The organism is Achromobacter mucicolens (genome assembly GCF_902859725.1).
Classification (GTDB): domain Bacteria; phylum Pseudomonadota; class Gammaproteobacteria; order Burkholderiales; family Burkholderiaceae_B; genus Achromobacter; species Achromobacter mucicolens.
On record NZ_CADIJP010000013.1, the window covers coordinates 96,108 to 113,199 of the forward strand.

Consider the following 17,092-nt stretch of genomic DNA (forward strand, 5'->3'; position numbering starts at 1 on the left):
CAGGCGCGGGCAATCCGGGGTACGGCAAGACGCCCTCAGCCTCAGTCGGCGTCGGGCCGCGGCAGCGGGTCGCCCGCGCCGGTGCGCTCGACGATGAGCTTGTAGTGATGCGGGCTGCGATGCTTGGCGAAATTGAAGACGTGGTCGCGGAACGTCTGGCCCAGCGCGAGATCGATGCGGGCGGTGATCACCTCGTCTTCCTCGCCGCTTGCGCGGGCCACGATCTCGCCGGACGGGGCCACGATCATCGAGCTGCCGATCATGTGATGACCGTCTTCAAAGCCGCACTTGGCGGCCGCGCCGATCCACACCGCGTTCTGGTAGGCGCTGGCCTGCAGCACGATCTCGTGCGTGGTGGTGCGCAGGTGCGCGGGCTCGTTCCAGTGAATGTTCAACGACGGCGTGTTGTAGCCCAGCACGATCAGCTCGGCGCTTTGCAGCGACATGACGCGGTAGGTCTCGGGCCAGCGCCGGTCATTGCACAGGCACATGCCGATCTTCACGTCGTTGGTTTCCCAAACGCCAAAGCCCAGGTCGCCGACCTCGAAGAACTTCTTTTCCAGATGCTGGAAGGGGGCGTCGGGCTTGTGGTCCGAGTGGCCCGGCAGGTGGATCTTGCGGTACTTGCCGATGATTTTGGCGCTGCGGTCCACGAGGATCGCGGTGTTGAACTGACGGCCTTGCGGCGTCAGCTCGGCATAGCCCAGGTAAAAGCCGATGCCCAGCTCGCGCGCCGTGTCGAACAGCGGCTGCACGTCGGCGTTGGGCATGCTCTTCTCGAAGTAGCGCTCCACCGCCTCGGCGTCGTCCATCCAGTAGCGGGGAAAGAACGTCGTCAGCGCCAGCTCGGGAAACACGACGAATTCCGCCTGGCGGGCGGCAGCTTCGCGCATCATCTCGACGAGGCGGCGCACGACCACCGCGCGGGAATCGGCAAGATTGACGGCGCCCATCTGAGCGACGGCCAGGCCCATTTTGCGGGACGGGGAAGAGGGGGTCACAGGAATCTCCAGATGAAAGGCCGAAGGCGGCAAGCATGCCCGGGTCCGAGCCGATCCGATACCGCGCCCGATCCCGCGCGGGGCGCGCGCAGTCGGCCCCTAGCGCCGATGCAACCCGTTGATCTGCCTCGAGAATTTCGGCATGGCCGCGGGCTGGTCCGTACCTGTGCATAACGCGGGATCATGGGCGTCGCGCAAATTCTGATATCGGGTTTCCCCGTAGAAGGGGCCGCCAAGCCACGCGGGCCGGCATTCCGGGCAAGGGCTGCGCGGGGGGCGGGGGGCCGTTTCTAAAGCCACAATTGGCGGGTCCGCAGGGGTGAATTTCACGTTTAAGGATGTGAATCTTCGGTTACATTGCCTTACGCGCAGAATGACTCACCACGCGCCGCCCATGTGTCACCGGTCCCCATGTCACGTCCCAGAATTGCGGCTTTCGTGTTGTTGTTGTCGGCGCTTGGATTCCTCGCGGGGGTGCTGGCTGGACGCCAGATCGAGCTGAACCAGGCCGACGACAGGCTTGCCGGGCATAACACCCGGCTGCTGGCGCACGCGCTGCGCGTGGCGCAGGAGGGCCACCGCCTCATGGCCGCGGCCACGCAGGGCGGCGCCCTGTGTTCGGATGCGGACGTGGCGACCCTGCGCGTGCTGCTCTTCAATTCCACCTACATCCGGGACATCGGCCGCACGCTGGGCGGCATGCTGCGTTGTTCGGCCGCCTGGGGCAAGCTGCCCGAGCCGCTGGCCCTGCCGCCGCCGGCGTTCACGGTGTCCAGCGGACTGCAGCTCTGGGTGGGCGCGGCCAATATCGTTGACCGCCGCATCATCGGCGACATGGCTTCACTGCGCGACGTCATCGTGTTCACGGCGCCGGGCGCCTTCGACGGCTTTCCCGAACCGGGATCGGGCATCGACGCCAAGATCGTGACGCGTGACGGCAGCCACGTGTACCGGCGCTTTGGCCGCGCGCACGATCTGGACGTGCCCGCCGATGGCGACGGCGGCGACGGTCTTGGCTTCGCGCCCGAGCGCCGCGCCTGGCTGTGCGCGCCGGATGGCGGCCCCGATATCTGCGTCGTGTCCCGGCTGCGGTCCGATGCCTGGTTCCAGCTTCCCGCGATGGTGATGTCGGTCGTCGGCGCCCTGGCGCTTGCCTTTCTGGCCGGCCTTTGCGTCATGTGGCGCCTGCATGCGGGCAGCGCCCGGACCGAGCTGCGCAAGGCCATCCTGGCCGGCGACATCCAGGTCCACTACCAGCCGCTGCGCCAGCTCGCCACGCGGCAACTGGCCGGCTTCGAAGCGCTGGCGCGTTGGCGCGCCCGCGGCCGCGACGTCTCGCCGATCCTGTTCGTGCCGCTGGCCGAGGCGATGGGACTGGGCCGCGCGCTGTCGCGGCTGGTGACGTCGCAGGCGCTGCGCGATCTGCACGAACGCCTTCGGTGCAACCCGGCGCTCTACGTCAGCATCAACGTGTCGGCGGCTGACCTGAAGGACGCGGGCTACCGGAACTTCCTGATGGACGCGGTCAGCGAGCGCGGCCTGATGCCCGCCAATGTGGCGCTGGAGATTACCGAGGGCACGCCGTTGTCCGACGGCCATGTGCTGGCGATGGTCAAGGCATTGCGCGGCAAGGGTTTCAAGGTATTCATCGACGATTTCGGCACGGGCCATTCGAACCTGAACTACCTGGCCGAACTGCAGGCCGACGCGATCAAGCTGGACCGCAGCTTCACCAGCGCCATCGGCGCGGAGGACGCGGGCACCCTGATCGTGGACCACGTGATTGCCATCTCGCGCGAGCTGGGCATCAACCTCATCATCGAGGGCATCGAAACCGAAGCGCAGGCCAGCTATCTGCTTGCGCGCCAGCCCGCGGCGGTGGGCCAAGGCTGGCTGTTCGGCCGGCCGGTGCCCTTGGCCGACATCGTCGCCGAGTGACAGGCTGGCGGCGGCTTGTCGAATGTCTATTTTATTTTGCGCACAGCCGACATAATCCGAACCTTCCGTCCTGGCGCGCCGCCGGCATTATCTTTACCGCACCAAATTATTATTGGCCGGTTTTGCAGATAGAATGCCTGCGTTGTTTAACGGGTTAATTTGTTGTATCTGCCATGGGACTGGACCATACGCTTGTCGATAACCTGCTGCGCATCCTGCCGTATGTCGAGGATGAAGAGGCCGAAGCGATGGAGATGGGCATGGGCATGGCGGAAATCCGCAACCGGCTCGCGACGCTGCTGAACCCCGCGCCGGGCGACAAGCAGATCCGCCGCACGCTGCTCAAGCTCGATTGCGTCGGCAGTGTGGGCGCCACCCGCGGCAAGCTCTGGTACCGCACCCTGCGGCGCACCGATTTCCACATCCAGAACATGAACGCCAACATGGCGATGGCCATGTGCGCGCTCAAGCAGGTGGCCGACCGCCACCTGCCGGCCGTCGTGCTGGACGACCTGGAAGCCACCTTCGACAGCGCGTGGCGATATCTGCAGACGCATCGCTCCCAGCCCGCGATCGGACCGGCGCATGAGTGGGCGCGCAAGATCCTGCGTATCGACGGCACGCATCCCATCGTGCTGCCCACGGTGCCGGCCGAGGTCTACCGCCAGGTCAGCGGCGCGCTGTACTACAACCGCAAACTGTCATTTCGCAACACGCCCTTTGGCGAAAAGACGCCTGCCGAACGCCTTTACGTGATGACGCCGCTGGCGATGGTCGACCGCGCGGGCGTGCTGTACATGGTGGCGTGGGGGCCAAGCCAGCCTGGCAGGCGATTCCTGTTCCGCATGGACAGGCTGTCCGAGGTGCGGCTGCTGGACGAGCCGGCCGATCCGGACCCCACGTTCGACCTGCAGGACTTCGTGCGCCGCGAGGAAGCCTTGAACTTCGATCCGGGCGAGGAAACCCGGATCCGGCTGCACGCCGCCGAACCCATGATGGACGACGGCCGGCGGCGGCGTCATCCGCTGCGCGAGTTCTGGCTGTCGGGCGATCAGCAGATCGAAGAGGACGAGCACGGTTTCATGCTGACGGCCACCGTGCGCCCATCCGTCATGCTGTGGCAATTGCTGCACGGCCACGCGTCCTCGATCGAGGTGCTGGAACCCGAAGCCATTCGCAACCGCTTTGCCCACGAGGCGCGCGAACTGGCGCGCCGCTACCTCTAGCCCGCCCCGCATCGTCCGGGCCAGGCGCGCGCCAGCAGCAGCGGCAGCACCTTTTCGGCCGGCCCCCTGATGTTGTGGCTGGCCACGCGATCGAGCATCGTGGGGTTGGGATTGACCTGCACAAGCTGCGCGCCGTATCCCATCGCCTCGTAGCAGAGTTCGGCCGCCGCCGACGTCTGGCATGACGTGCCAGCCGTCAGGACCAGATCGGCGTTGGCCGCCAGTCCCTTGGCCACCCGCCACACGGCGGGTGCGGGGGCCTCGCCGTGCCACAGCCGGCCCGGACGCACCAGGCCGCCGCAGATGCGGCAGGCGGGCGCGGGGGGATACGGGCCATGCCGCGCGGGCGCGTCCGGCGGCGCCGTCAGCGTATGGGGCATGGCGCAGGCCGAACATCGCGGCTGGTCGAACCGGCCTTGCAGGTGCAGGATGCGCGGGCTGCCCGCGCGTTCGTGCAACGTGTCGCCGTTCTGCGTCACCACGAATGTGCCCGGCACGCGCTCGGCCAGCGCGGCAATCGCGCGGTGCGCCGCGTTTGGCGTGGCGGCGAGCGCCCGGCGCCGCCGTTCCTCGTGCCAGGCCCACACCAGCGCCGGATCCCTGCGGAATCCCACGTCGGTGGCGAGCGCCGCGGCGTCGTAGCGGGCCCACAGGCCGCGCATGCCATCCCGGCTTTGCGGCAGACGGCTGGCGGGGTTCAGGCCCGATCCCGTCAGCACGACGACAAGGCGCGCGTCGCGCAGCAGTTGCACGAGGGAATCGGGAATATCGATTGTGCGAAGTTTCATGCGAGCCGCCCGTCAAATACCGCGCGATCAAGGCTGAAGATAATCGTATCGAACAAACCAGGCATGTCGCTTCCATTCTCTGAAACACAACGGATTATGAGAGCGTATTTGGACAAAATGGGGTTGAATCAATCGCGACGGTATTTCAGCCGATTACTTGATTATCCGGCCGCATAATGGCCGCCGCTTCATTTGCTATTCTTGGCCTCCGCCATCGCACCGGCTCCTTCCCGCACCATGCAAAAAAACGGCGACCGCCTTTTGTTTTCCGCTTCCGATCTGGTGGCGTTCCTGGAATGCGAGCACCTCACCACGCTGGATCTGATCAATCTGGACGACCCGTTGCCGCAAGCAGAAGAGGACGAACAGCTCGAACTGATCCAGCAAAAAGGGTTGGACCACGAACGCGCGTATCTGGAACGCCTGCGCGCCAGCGGACGGCGGATCGTCGACGTGAGCGATGCGGGCGACGGACTGGCCGCGCGTCTGGCCCGCACGCGCGAGGCGATGGCCGACGGCGCCGACGTCATCTACCAGGCGGCGTTTCGTCACGGCCGGTATCTCGGCCATGCCGACTTCCTGCAGAAGACCGCGCGCCCGTCGCGGCTGGGCGCCTACAGCTACGAGGCCAGCGACACCAAGCTGGCGCGTTCGGCGCGCGCCAAGTTCGCCATCCAGCTCTCGTTCTATTCGTGGCTGCTGGGCTTGGAGCAGGGCGCGGCGCCGCTGTACATGCATGTGGTGCTGGGCAGCGGCCGCGAGGTATCCCTGCGCGTGGCCGACTACGCGCATTATTTTCGCCAGGTCATGCGCCGCTTCGAGGCGCACGTGGACAAGCGCGACGATGCCGCCACCTATCCCGACCCTTGCGAGAAATGCGCCCAGTGCCGCTGGGACCCGCTGTGCAAGGCGCGCCGCGCGCAAGACGATCATCTGTCGCTGGTCGCCAACATCACGCGGCAGCAGATCCGCAAGCTGAACGCCCAGGGCATCCGCACGCTGGCGCAGCTGGGCACGCTGGCGCCGGACGCCACCGTGGCGCGCATGGAGCCCGCCATCCTGCACAAGCTGCGGGCGCAGGCGGCGCTGCAGTTGCGCGCCCGGACCGATGGGGGGCGTCATTGGGACCGCATCGCCAAGGACCCGGACGACGCCGCGCCGCGCGGTTTCGAACGCATGCCGCAGCCGGACCCGGGAGACATGTTCTTCGACATGGAAGGCGATCCGCTTGAGGAAGGCGGGCTGGAGTATCTGTTTGGCCTGTACGTCATCGACGACGGGCAGGAGCGCTTCGTTCCGTTCTGGGCGCACAACCGCAGCGAAGAAAAGCAGGCGTTCGAAGCCTTCATCGACTTCGTGGTGGCGCGCCTGCACCGCCATCCCGAGGCGCACATCTACCACTACGCGCCCTACGAGGCGACGGCAATCAAGCGGCTGATGTCGGTTCACGCGACCCGCGAGGCCGAAGTCGACAACCTGCTGCGCATGAACAAGCTGGTGGACCTGTACCAGGTCGTGCGCGAAGGCGTGCGCGTGTCCGAGCCGGGCTATTCGATCAAGAACATCGAGCATTTCTACCTGCCGCAGCGTGAGGGCGGCGTGACCAATGCCGGCGCCAGCATCGTCTATTACGAACGCTGGAAACGCACGGGCGAGGCGCAGTTGCTTCAGGACATTGCGGACTACAACCGCGACGATGTGCTGTCCACGTACAAGCTGCGCGACTGGCTGTGCGCGCTGCGTCCTGACGGCATGCCCTGGGCGAACCGCCGCGACGCGCAGGAAGAGATCGATGCCGCCCGGTTCCAGGTCGGCGAAAAGACGCAGGCCGAACTGCGCCTGGAGCCGTATCGCGCCGCGCTGCTCGGGCCCGTGCCGGCCGACGAAGCGCACTGGTCCAATCGCGACCGCTATCGCGCGCTGGTCTTCCAGTTGCTGGACTTTCACCGCCGCGAGCAGAAGCCCGAGTGGTGGGCGATGTTCGCCCGCATGGAGGCGACCGAGGCCGAACTGGTGCAAGACAACGAATGCCTGGGCGGGCTGGTGCGCGACGACAGCGTGACCCCCGAGCCCGTGGCGCAATCGCTGCGCTACACCTACCGTTTCCCGGCGCAGCAGACCAAGCTGCGCTCCGGATCGGCCTGTGCGGACGTGCGCGGCGGGCCGGCCATCAGCCGGTTGACGCTCGATATGGGGGCCGGCGTGGCCACCTTCACCGTGTCGCGCAAGGCCACGCCGCCGCAGCGCCTGTCGCTCGGGCCGGGCAGGCCGGTCAGCATCGACGAACTGGCCAATGCCATGTTCCGCTATGGCGACGCGCTGCTGGCGTCGGCCGATGGCGCCAGCACGCCGTTCCGGGCGGTGGACGCGCTGCTGCGGCATGAACCGCCGCGCATCGCCGGCGTGGCGCCCGGCACCCCGCTGGCCGATCCGGGCGCGAACCTGCTTGACCAGGTCGTGGACATCGTCGGCCGCATGGACGAGACCACGCTGTTCCTGCAGGGGCCGCCGGGGGCGGGCAAGACCTACACCGGGTCGCGCGTGCTGGTGCACCTGCTGCGCCAGGGCAAGCGCATCGCCGTTACGTCCAACAGCCACCATGCCATCAACAACCTGCTCGCCGGCCTGGAAAAGGCCGCGCGCGAGGCGGGCCTGGCGTTCACCGGCGCCAAGAAGTCGGGCAAGGAAGGCGACGATTCCTGTTTCAACGGCGAATTCATCGAAGACGTCTTTGCCAACGACAAGATCGACCTGTCGCGCCATCAACTGGTGGCGGGCACGGCGTGGCTCTTTAGCCGGGCCGATTTTCAGCAGCAGTTCGATTACCTGTTCGTGGACGAGGCGGGCCAGGTCAGTCTGGCGAACCTGGTGGCGCTGGGCCAATGCGCGCGCAACATCGTGCTGCTGGGCGATCAGATGCAGTTGGGCCAGCCGACCAAGGGCACGCATCCCGGCCGCTCGGGCGAATCGACGCTGGAATACCTGCTGAACGGCCACGCCACCATCGCGGCCGATCGCGGCATCTTCCTGGACACCTCGTACCGCATGCACCCGGCGATCTGCGGCTTCATTTCGGACGCCATCTACGACGGCCGGCTGCGCGCAGCGGAATCGGCGGCCGGGCAGGGCCTGGTGCTGGGCGCGCACGCCGCGGACGCGCTGGCCGCCAGCGGCATCCGGTACGTGCCGGTCGTGCACGAGGGCAACGCGCAGTCCAGCGACGAGGAAGCGCGCGAAGTCGCCGCGCTGTATGGCAGCCTGATGCGCCAGCGTTATCTGGACAAGACGGGCCGCGCGGTGCCCATCACGCCCGACGACGTGCTGGTGGTCGCGCCCTACAACGTGCAGGTCAATACGTTGCGGCAGGCGCTGCCCGAGGGCGCGCGGGTGGGCACGGTCGACAAGTTCCAGGGCCAGGAGGCGCAGGTGGTGATCATTTCCATGGCCACCTCCAGCGGCGAGACGATGCCTCGCGACATGGAATTCCTGTTCAGCAGGAACCGCCTGAATGTGGCGGTGTCGCGGGCCAAGTCGCTGGCGATCCTGGTCGCCAGCCCCGCCCTGCTGTCGGTGCGATGCCAGACGCCCGAGCAGATGGCGCTGGTCAACACGCTATGCTGGGTCGCCGAGGCCGGTCAGCCAGCGTAACGCGCCGGTCCAAGTGCCGGGGCTTGCCTGAGAAAGGCGGGCCCTGCCGGCGGGGCGAACCGCCCAGCCGGCAAGGCTCGAACAGCGCACGACGTCAGCCCCGGCGGGGCGCTTCGACTGGCGGCGTGCCGTGGTGGAAAAGAGACTTGAGCTGCGTGCGCAGTTCAGGCGAGTCTGCGTGCTTGTGCACCGTGGTGGCGTGCTGCACCGCGGCTTCGAGCAGTTCCTCGTCCGAGTCCGCGGACAAGGCCACCGAGCAGTTCATCTCGCTCGGATACTCGCGGCAATCGATGTACTTGCGTGTCATGAGGCTCTCCTTCTCGCATGTCCCGCAAAGGGGTTGCGTGTTGGAACAGCAGACGCGCCAGGCGCACTGCGCCGGCGCGATGGCGCGTCGCATCGCGGCCGGTGTCTAGGAAGTATAGGTCTGTGCCGGGCCAGTGTGCGTGTCGCCGTGCGACACGGGACGGCCCAGCAGGTATCCCTGAAAGTGCGAGCAGCCTTCCGCCGTCAGCCGTTGCAGCTGCTCCGGTGTTTCCACACCCTCGGCCGTCGTGGGGATGTCCAGGCTGCGGCCGATGCCATTGATGGCGCGGATGATGGCCAGCGCCTCGCGGCTGGACTCGACGTCCTGCGTGAACGACTTGTCGATCTTGATCTTGTCGAACTCGAAGCTGCGCAGGTAGCCCAGCGATGAATAGCCGGTGCCAAAGTCGTCCAGCGCCACCTTGACGCCCAGTTCCTTCAGGCGGTGCAGCGTATCCAGGTTGCCGGAGGAATTGGTGAGCAGCACCGATTCGGTGATCTCCAGTTCCAGGCGGCAGGCGGGCAAGCCGGATTTGGCGAGCGCCGATTCCACCAGCGACACCAGCGCGCCGTTGGTGAACTGGCTGGCAGACAAATTGACCGCCACGGTTTCGCTGTCGTCCCAGCGCACGGCCTCCAGACACGCCTCGTGCAACGTGAACGCGCCCAGTTCGTGGATGAGGCCGGTTTCTTCCGCGATTGGAATGAAGTCCTGCGGCATGATGAGGCCCTTTTTCGGGTGCTGCCAGCGCATCAGCGCCTCGCGGCCCACGATCCGCACGTGGCTCACGTCCATGATGGGCTGGTAATACAACTGCAGCTGTTGCGAGATGATCGCCTGGCGCAGATCCATCTCGACCTCGTGGCGCCGCAGCGCGGCCGCTTCCATTTCGGGCTCGAAGAACGCAAGGCAGTTGCGGCCATTGCGCTTGGCCTCGTACAGCGCCATGTCCGCATAGCGCAGCAGGTGGTCGGCCGACAGCGACTGCGACTCCGAGATCGCGATGCCGATGCTCACGCTGACGGGGACGGTGTGGCCGGCGATCTCGAAGGGCTGGCGCACGGCCTCGATCAGGCGCTCGGCCAGCTTGCGCACGTCGTCCTGTTCCGCGATGTTGGGCAGCACGACGGCGAATTCGTCGCCGCCCAGGCGCGCCAGCGTGTCCTGTTCGCGCAGGTGCCGGGGCAGGCGCTTGGCCAGCAGGCGCAGCAGTTCGTCGCCGGATTGATGGCCCAGCGTGTCGTTCACGCTCTTGAAGTTGTCCAGGTCCAGGCACAGCACGGCGGTCGACCGGTCGCGGCTCGAACCCAGCGCGCTCAGCAGCCGGTCGCGGAACAGCCGGCGGTTGGGCATGCCCGTCAGCGTGTCGTGGTGCGCCATGTAGCGCACCTGCGCATGGGCGGCATTCTCGTCGGTGACGTCGTCCGCGATGAGCAAAACATAGCGGGAACGCGGGTCCGTGCTGTGAAAGGCCAGGGTCTTGGTGCGCAGGGTGCGCGGCCCGCGCGCCGTGGCCAATTCCTCTTCCTCTTCGCGCATGGCGCCGTCCGAACGCAGTGCGTCGTTGGTCAGGCGGTCGAAGAATGCGCACACCAGCTCGGGCAGGCATTGCTGCGCGGTCTTGCCTTTCAGGCCGCCCGGGCTGCCGCCAAACGTCTCTTCGGCCTGCCGGTTCGCCAGCAGGAACTGGCGCGACACCGCATCCAGCACCAGCACGCAGGAGGGGATGTGCGACACCACCGCCTGCAGGAAGGTCGACATGGACGTGAGCTCGCTGTTGTAGTGCTCGGCCAGTTGCTTGGCTTTGAGCAGCTGCTGTTCGCGTTCGCGCCGCTCGGTGTTGTCTCGCGTGACCTTGGCAAAGCCGATCAGCGTGCCCGTATCGTCATGGATGGCGTCGATGACGACGTGCGCCCAGAACAGCGTGCCGTCCTTGCGCACGCGCCAGCCCTCGGCTTCGAACTTGCCGGATTCACGCGCGGTGGCCAGGCCGCGCTGCGGCACGCCACGCGCCCGGTCTTCTTCGGTATAGAAGCAGGAAAAATGCCGGCCGACGATTTCGTCGGCGGTGTAGCCCTTGGCGCGTTGCGCGCCGGCGTTCCAGTTGGCGACGATGCCATCCGGATCGAGCATGTAGATGGCGTAGTCGACGACGCCTTGCACCAGATGGCGGTACATGACGTCGGAATTGGCGAAGTTCATGGGATGCGGCGGGCTTCGCGCGCACGGGCCGCGTTGCGGCAACGCGCCTGGGCGGATCTGCCCTGAAAGAATGGGAGTGGTGACTAGATTTACGTCGTGAAGGCGCCAGTATTAACCGCGCTGTCACCAAAAAGAACAATCTATCGAATCTTGGCGCTCAATCTCATTTCATTGCAGCGCCGCGCGATCAGAATTTGACGCGTTGCTTGAGCGCCTGCGCGATCATCGGGACGTCGATGTCCTTGCCCGGGTTCTTCAGGCAGAAGTCGTGCAGCACCGCGATGTAGGCGTTGCCCAGCAGCTTGGTAATGGCGCCGGCCGTGGTGGCGGCGATGGTGCCGCCCACCGCGCTGCCTGCGCCCGGAATGAACTTCAGCATGCCCGACACCACCGAGCGCCCGATGAGCGTGGCGGCCGACGCGCCCAGCGTGGACGTGACCAGCGTGGTGATCGCGGTGGTGTTCAGTTCCATGCCGAAGGTAATGCCGATCTTGGCGATCATGCCGACCTGGATGGGCACCAGCGCAAAGGCGTCCGAGAACGGAATGGGCGCGGCGGCGGCCGATGCGGCCAGGCCCGCGGCCACGTTCACCTCGATCTCAGCCCGCTTTTTTTTTACTTCCAGGGCCTTCTTGTTGCGCGTGGACAGTGCGTTGGCATAGGCGCGCTGCTGGGCCTCGGGCACGTGCTCGGCCGTCACCTCGATCAGCCGGTCCAGTCCCATGGGCGGCAATTCGGCGTCCAGTTCCTCGATCCATTCGGGCAACGCGCGCACCGCCACAACCTGCCGGGCGCGCGGCAACAGCTTGCGGGCCTCTTCCAGGAAGGGACTGTTCTTGCGCGCCTTGGTCAGCACGGCAACGACAGGGATGCCGGCCTTGTCCAGCATGTCGCACAGTTCGATTTCCGCGTCCTCGACGCGGTGGCTGCTGTCCTGGATGCAGAGCCAGGCCACATGCAGGTGCCGGTCCTGGTCGTCCGACGCCGACCGCTCCTCGATCAGTTCGGCAAGCTGTTCGCGCGAGCGCTCGTAGTCGGCGACTTCCAGGCCGCGCGTATCGATGATGGTGAGCGGATGCCCCGGGCGGGTGAATTCCTGGGTGGTCTGGGTGACCGGCTTGCCCGCGCCGGTCCTGGCCAGATCGCCGCGGAACACGGCGTTGATCAGCGTGCTCTTGCCCACGCCCGTCTTGCCGGCGACCAGGATGTTGACGCGCCCGGCGCCGCGCGTGGCGGTGCTGATGGCATCGGCGATGGCGTCTTGCAGGTCGGGGTGGTCGGGGCGGATGGCGCTCATCAAAGGGGGCGTGGCAGGCAAGGGAAGATGCCGGAACGATATCAGAGGATGACTTCTTTGGCGCAAAACGTAATCGGGTGAAAACGCCTCGTCCGTCTGGGGGACACCGTCGGCAGGACGCCGCGCGACGTGCCGGACGGCGTGTCCTCACGGACGAACGGGTGGTTTTCCATATGATGAAAGACAGGAACCGGCCCCCGCAGGATCACGCAAATTCGGGGGCGGATTGTTCGCATCTTCAAAGGGTTACATCTCACATAATCCCCTCGCGATTTCGGGCGATGCGCTTCGTAGAATCAGGCCGTTGTCAGGCTACGCCGCGGTACCCGCGCAAACCACATGTCCCGTCTTGCGCTCGTTCCCCGCTTGCTGCGCTCTCGTCCCTTTACCAAGGGTCTTCGCTACCTCTATCGCGTGACGCGATCCAAGGCGCATCGCCACAACGAGACGCTATGGCCGTTCGTCACGGTGCGGCGCGATGGCCCCGACCGTCTGACCGGCTGCAACCTGCACGGCGTGCGGGGGCCGGCAACCGTTTCACTGGACCAATTGCCACGCGGCATCGGCGGCGATGCCCATCTGATTCTCAGCGGCCCATCGGTCGCGCAGATCGATTACGCGCATTGCCGCATGCGCACCGTGATGGGCGTGAACGGCTCGATCGCCCTGCGCGACCGGCATCCGGCGCTGCGCTTTCATTACTACGCCATGCTGGACGCCGGATTCGTGAAGAAGCGCCGCGACCTCGTGGCCCAGGTGCTGGACCAGGATCTGATGCTGTTCGTGACGCCGGAGGTGTACCGCTGGATCGCATTGCTGTTCGACCATCGGGCTGTTCGCTGCCGCATCTCGCTTTTCGAGGAAGTGCATCAGCGCGCCCAGCAGCCGCGCGCCGAGCCGCAGGCGCTGCAGGCGCAGTTGGCCGGCGACCCGGAACTGGTGCTGTTCGATGCGCATCATCCGATGCACGCCCATGGCTTCAGCCTGAACGCGGCACGCGGCCTGTTTGGTGGCGGCACGGTGGCCTACACGTCCCTGCAATTGCTGGCGTGGCTGGGCGCCCGGACGGTTTTTCTGCATGGGCTGGACCTGACGGCCACCGCAGGCCCGCGCTTCTACGAACAAGCCGGCGCGCAACTGCCCACCGCGCTGGACCGCCAGTTTGCCGGCCACATCGAGCCGGCGTTCCGGCAGGCCGGCAAGCTGCTGCGCGCGCGCGGCATCCAGGTCTACAACCTGTCGCTGCTCAGCCGGCTGGGCGACGACATTTTTGAAAAGCGGCATTGGAGCTGTCTGCTCGACCCCGCCACGCAACCGCCGACGAGACCCGAATCATGAAGATCCTCTACACCAATTTCCACCAGGGCGATGGCGGCGGGCACACGACCTACGTCATGTCGCTGGCGCGCATCCTGTGCCAGAAATCGCAGGTCATGGTCGGTGCGCCGCGCAAGAGCCGGCTGCTGGCCGAGGCCGAGGCCCTGCCGGGCCTGCGCACCATTGACCTTGAATTCAAGGGCACGCTGGCCGAACAGCTGTCCGCGCTGCGCCGCCTGCGCAACCTGGTGCGCCAGGAACAGTTCGACGTCATCCACGTCAATGGCTCGGCCGATCACCGCTTGTGCATGCTGGCGACATTGGGGATGGGAAAAAAGCGCCCCTTCATCGTCTACACGCAGCACAACGACCGCAGCGCCAGCAGCCTGGGCGTGCGCCTGCGCGCCAAGTGGGCCACCAATCGCGTCATCTGCGTGTGCAGCCACACGTTCCGGCGCATGAAGCAGTCGGTGTTTCGCAATGAAGACCTGCGCGTGGTGCACAACGGGGTCGATACCGAGAAGTACCGCCCCGCCTGCCGCACCGAAAAGGCCGAGGCGCGCGCGCGCTTCCTGCCGCCCGCGTTGCGCAACCGGCTGGTCGTCGGCAGCAACGCCGGCACCGCGGACTACAAGAGCTGGATCGACATGGTGGCCGCGGTGTCCTTGCTGCCCGCAGATCAGCGCGAGCAGGTCGCCATCCTGATTGCCGGCGCGATGCCGGGCGACGACATGCTCGGCCAGGTGGCCGCGCTGGGCATGCAGGATCAGGTGGTATTCACCGGTCTGCTCGACAATGTGGAGCCGGTGCTGGCGGCGCTGGACGTGGGTTTTGTGCTGTCGTCCCGGCTGGAGACGATTTCGTTTGCCTGCCGCGAAATGATGGCCGCGGGCAAGCCGGTCATTGTGACCCGCGTGGGCGGCCTGCCGGAGAACGTGACCGAGGGCCGCAACGGCTGGGTGGTGCCGCCCGGGTCCCCGGAATCGGTGGCCCGGACGCTGTCGGACATCATGGCCAACCGCGGCGTGCTGCACGCAATGGGCGTGGATGCGCGCAGCACGGCGCTCAAGGAGTTCTCGCTGGCGACCTTCGTCGGCAATACCGAACGCGTCTACCGCGAGAACGCCTACGTCAGTAGTGGATCACCGTCCGGATCGACTTTCCTTCGTGCATCAGATCGAACGCTTCGTTGATCCGGTCCAGGGGCAGCGTGTGGGTGACGAACGGGTCGAGATCGATCTTGCCGCTCATGGCGTCTTCCACCATGCCGGGCAGTTGCGTGCGGCCCTTGACACCGCCGAACGCTGAACCGCGCCACACGCGGCCCGTCACCAGCTGGAACGGGCGGGTGCTGATTTCCTGGCCCGCGCCGGCCACGCCGATGATGATGCTTTCGCCCCAGCCCTTGTGGCAGCATTCCAGCGCCGCGCGCATCACGTGCACGTTGCCGATGCACTCGAACGAGAAGTCCACGCCGCCGTCGGTCAGTTCGACGATGACTTCCTGGATGGGCTTGTCGTAGTCCTTGGGGTTGATGCAGTCGGTGGCGCCCATGGCGCTGGCCAGCACGAACTTGTTCGGGTTGGTGTCCACCGCGATGATGCGGCCGGCCTTGGCCTGGACCGCGCCCTGAATGACCGCCAGACCGATGCCGCCCAGTCCGAACACGGCAACCGTGTCGCCTTCCTTGACCTTGGCGGTGTTGTGCACCGCACCGATGCCGGTCGTCACACCGCAGCCCAGCAGGCAGACCTTTTCATGGGGCGCGGCCGGGTTGATCTTGGCCAGCGAGATCTCATTGACGACGGTGTATTCGCTGAACGTCGAGCAGCCCATGTAGTGATAAAGCGGCTTGCCTTCGTAGCTGAAGCGCGAGGTGCCGTCCGGCATGACGCCCTTGCCCTGCGTGGCGCGCACCTTCTGGCACAGGTTGGTCTTGCCCGACAGGCAGAATTTGCATTCGCGGCATTCGGCCGTGTAGAGCGGAATGACGTGGTCGCCGGGTTTCAGCGAGGTCACGCCTTCGCCCACTTCCACCACCACGCCCGCGCCTTCATGGCCCAGCACGGCGGGGAACAGGCCTTCGGGATCGTCGCCGCTCAGCGTGAAGGCGTCGGTATGGCAGACGCCGGTGTGCGTGATCTGAACCAGCACCTCGCCGCGCTGCGGGGGCGCGACATCGATCTCAACGATTTCCAGCGGCTTGCCGGGGCCGAATGCGACTGCTGCGCGTGATTTCATAACGATGCTCCACGTAGAGGGGGTTATTTCAGATAGGAACGGACGATGCGCATAAGGTCATCGATCTGCGATTCGGTCTCGGGCCTGGGGTCCGTTGGACTTCCCTGAGCAGACTGCAGGAACGTTTCCCGCAGATGACTCTCCAGCACTTCGGCCATCAGGCCGTTCGTGGCGCCGCGCAGCGCCGCCAGCTGCTGCAGCAGCGCGCCGCATTCCGTGCCTTCGTTCACCGCGCGTTCCAATGCTAACGCCTGCCCCTGAATGCGGCGCAGGCGGGTGACAACGCGTTTCTTTTCTTCTGGGGAGTGCGGCACGGCAAGCTCCGATTCGATACAGGGGGGGAGTATACGGATTCCGGCGGGGCGCGTCCAGGCCCGCGCAGCCGCGCGCGCAGGCGGCGGGGGCTTGCGACCTATAATTTCGCGTGTTTCATTTCGCGTGTTTCCACCGGACCCCTACAGGACTTATCCAAGGCCATGAATTTCCCTGATGTGCGGCTGTACCGGGCCGAGGACCATCCCCTCATGCCGTGGCGCAATGGCGGGGGCACGACCCAGGAGGTCGCCTGCAACCCGGGGGGCCATACGGCGTCGTTTGAATGGCGGCTGTCGCTGGCCGACGTGGCGCAGGACGGCGGCTTTTCCGCCTTTGGCGGTTTCCAGCGCATCATCACCGTGCTGGAAGGGCGCGGCATCGAACTGACGGTGGACGGCAATCGCCAGGCGCCGCTGGGCCCGCGCTCGGCCTACGCGTTTACGGGCGATGCGCAGGTGGAATGCCGCCTGCTGGACGGCCCGATCCGCGACTTCAACCTGATCTATGCGCCCGACCGGTGGCACGCCCGCCTGCAATGGGTGCGGGGCGCGGATCCCTGGGTGTTTCACAGCAGCGCGCGCAGCGTGCTGATCCTCAATGCCGGCGGCGTCCTGGCGGTCGAACTGGACGGCGCGCAGCATCGGCTGGCATCGCGCTATGACTGCCTGCACGTCGAAGGGCAGGAGGGGCTTGCACGGTATTGCCTTACCGCCCAGGCGGACCTTGACGCCTGCGTGATCGAACTGTCGCCGCGGGCGGGCGGACGTTGAGGCTGCCGGCGCGGGGGGCGCGCAGCTTCGCCCGCAGCAGGC

The 17,092-nt window shown here is 66.4% G+C and carries 13 protein-coding genes; 6 read left to right on the plus strand and 7 right to left on the minus strand.

Annotation, left to right across the window (positions count from 1 at the left end; all coding sequences use genetic code 11):
- Positions 1-41: 41 nt before the first annotated feature.
- Entirely contained in the window at positions 42-974 is a 933-nt protein-coding gene (locus HV786_RS17705; RefSeq protein ID WP_128827142.1) for an N-carbamoyl-D-amino-acid hydrolase, read from the minus strand.
- Positions 975-1,412: 438 nt separating this feature from the next.
- On the opposite strand from HV786_RS17705, the gene HV786_RS17710 reads away from it, so the two are divergent.
- Both HV786_RS17710 and HV786_RS17715 read left to right on the plus strand, forming a co-directional pair.
- The gene (locus HV786_RS17710) at positions 1,413-2,939 is read left to right on the plus strand and encodes an EAL domain-containing protein (RefSeq protein ID WP_252869951.1); all 1,527 of its coding nucleotides are present in this window, start codon (positions 1,413-1,415) and stop codon (positions 2,937-2,939) included.
- 173 nt (positions 2,940-3,112) lie between these two features.
- Complete coding sequence (locus HV786_RS17715) at positions 3,113-4,165, plus strand: helix-turn-helix transcriptional regulator (protein WP_128827133.1); 1,053 nt, start codon at positions 3,113-3,115, stop codon at positions 4,163-4,165.
- On the opposite strand, the gene HV786_RS17720 is transcribed toward HV786_RS17715, so the two are convergent.
- Entirely contained in the window at positions 4,162-4,953 is a 792-nt protein-coding gene (locus tag HV786_RS17720; protein WP_175211412.1) for a Sir2 family NAD-dependent protein deacetylase, read from the minus strand. The two genes, HV786_RS17715 and HV786_RS17720, sit on opposite strands and share 4 nt — an antisense overlap.
- Positions 4,954-5,214: 261 nt before the next feature.
- Here HV786_RS17720 and HV786_RS17725 point away from each other — a divergent pair, with 261 nt between their 5' ends.
- Positions 5,215-8,601, plus strand: a complete 3,387-nt coding sequence (locus HV786_RS17725) for a TM0106 family RecB-like putative nuclease (protein ID WP_254599491.1) — start codon at positions 5,215-5,217, stop codon at positions 8,599-8,601.
- Positions 8,602-8,695: 94 nt separating this feature from the next.
- Here HV786_RS17725 and HV786_RS17730 read toward each other — a convergent pair whose 3' ends face one another.
- From HV786_RS17730 to HV786_RS17740, 3 genes are all read right to left on the minus strand, one after another.
- Positions 8,696-8,908, minus strand: a complete 213-nt coding sequence (locus HV786_RS17730) for a DUF1059 domain-containing protein (protein WP_056319388.1) — start codon at positions 8,906-8,908, stop codon at positions 8,696-8,698.
- A gap of 105 nt (positions 8,909-9,013) precedes the next feature.
- Complete coding sequence (locus HV786_RS17735) at positions 9,014-11,110, minus strand: sensor domain-containing protein (RefSeq protein ID WP_128827132.1); 2,097 nt, start codon at positions 11,108-11,110, stop codon at positions 9,014-9,016.
- A 187-nt stretch (positions 11,111-11,297) separates the two neighbouring features.
- Positions 11,298-12,407 carry a YcjF family protein gene (locus HV786_RS17740; protein WP_128827131.1) on the minus strand — a complete coding sequence of 370 codons (1,110 nt, stop codon included), beginning with the start codon at positions 12,405-12,407 and terminating at the stop codon, positions 11,298-11,300.
- Positions 12,408-12,746: 339 nt separating this feature from the next.
- Here HV786_RS17740 and HV786_RS17745 point away from each other — a divergent pair, with 339 nt between their 5' ends.
- Positions 12,747-13,745, plus strand: a complete 999-nt coding sequence (locus tag HV786_RS17745) for a hypothetical protein (RefSeq protein ID WP_128827130.1) — start codon at positions 12,747-12,749, stop codon at positions 13,743-13,745.
- Positions 13,742-14,917 carry a glycosyltransferase family 4 protein gene (locus tag HV786_RS17750; RefSeq protein ID WP_128827129.1) on the plus strand — a complete coding sequence of 392 codons (1,176 nt, stop codon included), beginning with the start codon at positions 13,742-13,744 and terminating at the stop codon, positions 14,915-14,917. The genes HV786_RS17745 and HV786_RS17750 overlap by 4 nt, the downstream gene beginning before the upstream one ends.
- Here HV786_RS17750 and HV786_RS17755 read toward each other — a convergent pair.
- Positions 14,856-15,965: an S-(hydroxymethyl)glutathione dehydrogenase/class III alcohol dehydrogenase gene (locus tag HV786_RS17755; RefSeq protein WP_056319378.1), complete on the minus strand. Its 1,110-nt coding sequence runs from the start codon at positions 15,963-15,965 to the stop codon at positions 14,856-14,858. The two genes, HV786_RS17750 and HV786_RS17755, sit on opposite strands and share 62 nt — an antisense overlap.
- 23 nt (positions 15,966-15,988) lie before the next feature.
- Positions 15,989-16,279 (minus strand): metal-sensing transcriptional repressor, encoded by a 291-nt coding sequence (locus tag HV786_RS17760; RefSeq protein WP_056319375.1) that lies wholly within the window; start codon positions 16,277-16,279, stop codon positions 15,989-15,991.
- A 162-nt stretch (positions 16,280-16,441) separates the two neighbouring features.
- Between HV786_RS17760 and HV786_RS17765 the strand changes: the two genes are divergently transcribed.
- Positions 16,442-17,050, plus strand: coding sequence for a HutD/Ves family protein (locus tag HV786_RS17765; protein ID WP_128827128.1), 609 nt, complete (start codon positions 16,442-16,444; stop codon positions 17,048-17,050).
- Positions 17,051-17,092 lie beyond the last annotated feature (42 nt).

Bases quoted from the DNA above. Each gene is read 5' to 3' on its own strand.
- HV786_RS17705 (WP_128827142.1), bottom strand. From the start codon at position 974: ATGGGCCTGGCCGTCGCTCAGATGGGCGCCGTCAATCTTGCCGATTCC.
- HV786_RS17710 (WP_252869951.1), top strand. From the start codon at position 1,413: ATGTCACGTCCCAGAATTGCGGCTTTCGTGTTGTTGTTGTCGGCGCTT.
- HV786_RS17715 (WP_128827133.1), top strand. From the start codon at position 3,113: ATGGGACTGGACCATACGCTTGTCGATAACCTGCTGCGCATCCTGCCG.
- HV786_RS17720 (WP_175211412.1), bottom strand. From the start codon at position 4,953: ATGAAACTTCGCACAATCGATATTCCCGATTCCCTCGTGCAACTGCTG.
- HV786_RS17730 (WP_056319388.1), bottom strand. From the start codon at position 8,908: ATGACACGCAAGTACATCGATTGCCGCGAGTATCCGAGCGAGATGAAC.
- HV786_RS17735 (WP_128827132.1), bottom strand. From the start codon at position 11,110: ATGAACTTCGCCAATTCCGACGTCATGTACCGCCATCTGGTGCAAGGC.
- HV786_RS17740 (WP_128827131.1), bottom strand. From the start codon at position 12,407: ATGAGCGCCATCCGCCCCGACCACCCCGACCTGCAAGACGCCATCGCC.
- HV786_RS17745 (WP_128827130.1), top strand. From the start codon at position 12,747: ATGTCCCGTCTTGCGCTCGTTCCCCGCTTGCTGCGCTCTCGTCCCTTT.
- HV786_RS17750 (WP_128827129.1), top strand. From the start codon at position 13,742: ATGAAGATCCTCTACACCAATTTCCACCAGGGCGATGGCGGCGGGCAC.
- HV786_RS17755 (WP_056319378.1), bottom strand. From the start codon at position 15,965: ATGAAATCACGCGCAGCAGTCGCATTCGGCCCCGGCAAGCCGCTGGAA.
- HV786_RS17765 (WP_128827128.1), top strand. From the start codon at position 16,442: ATGAATTTCCCTGATGTGCGGCTGTACCGGGCCGAGGACCATCCCCTC.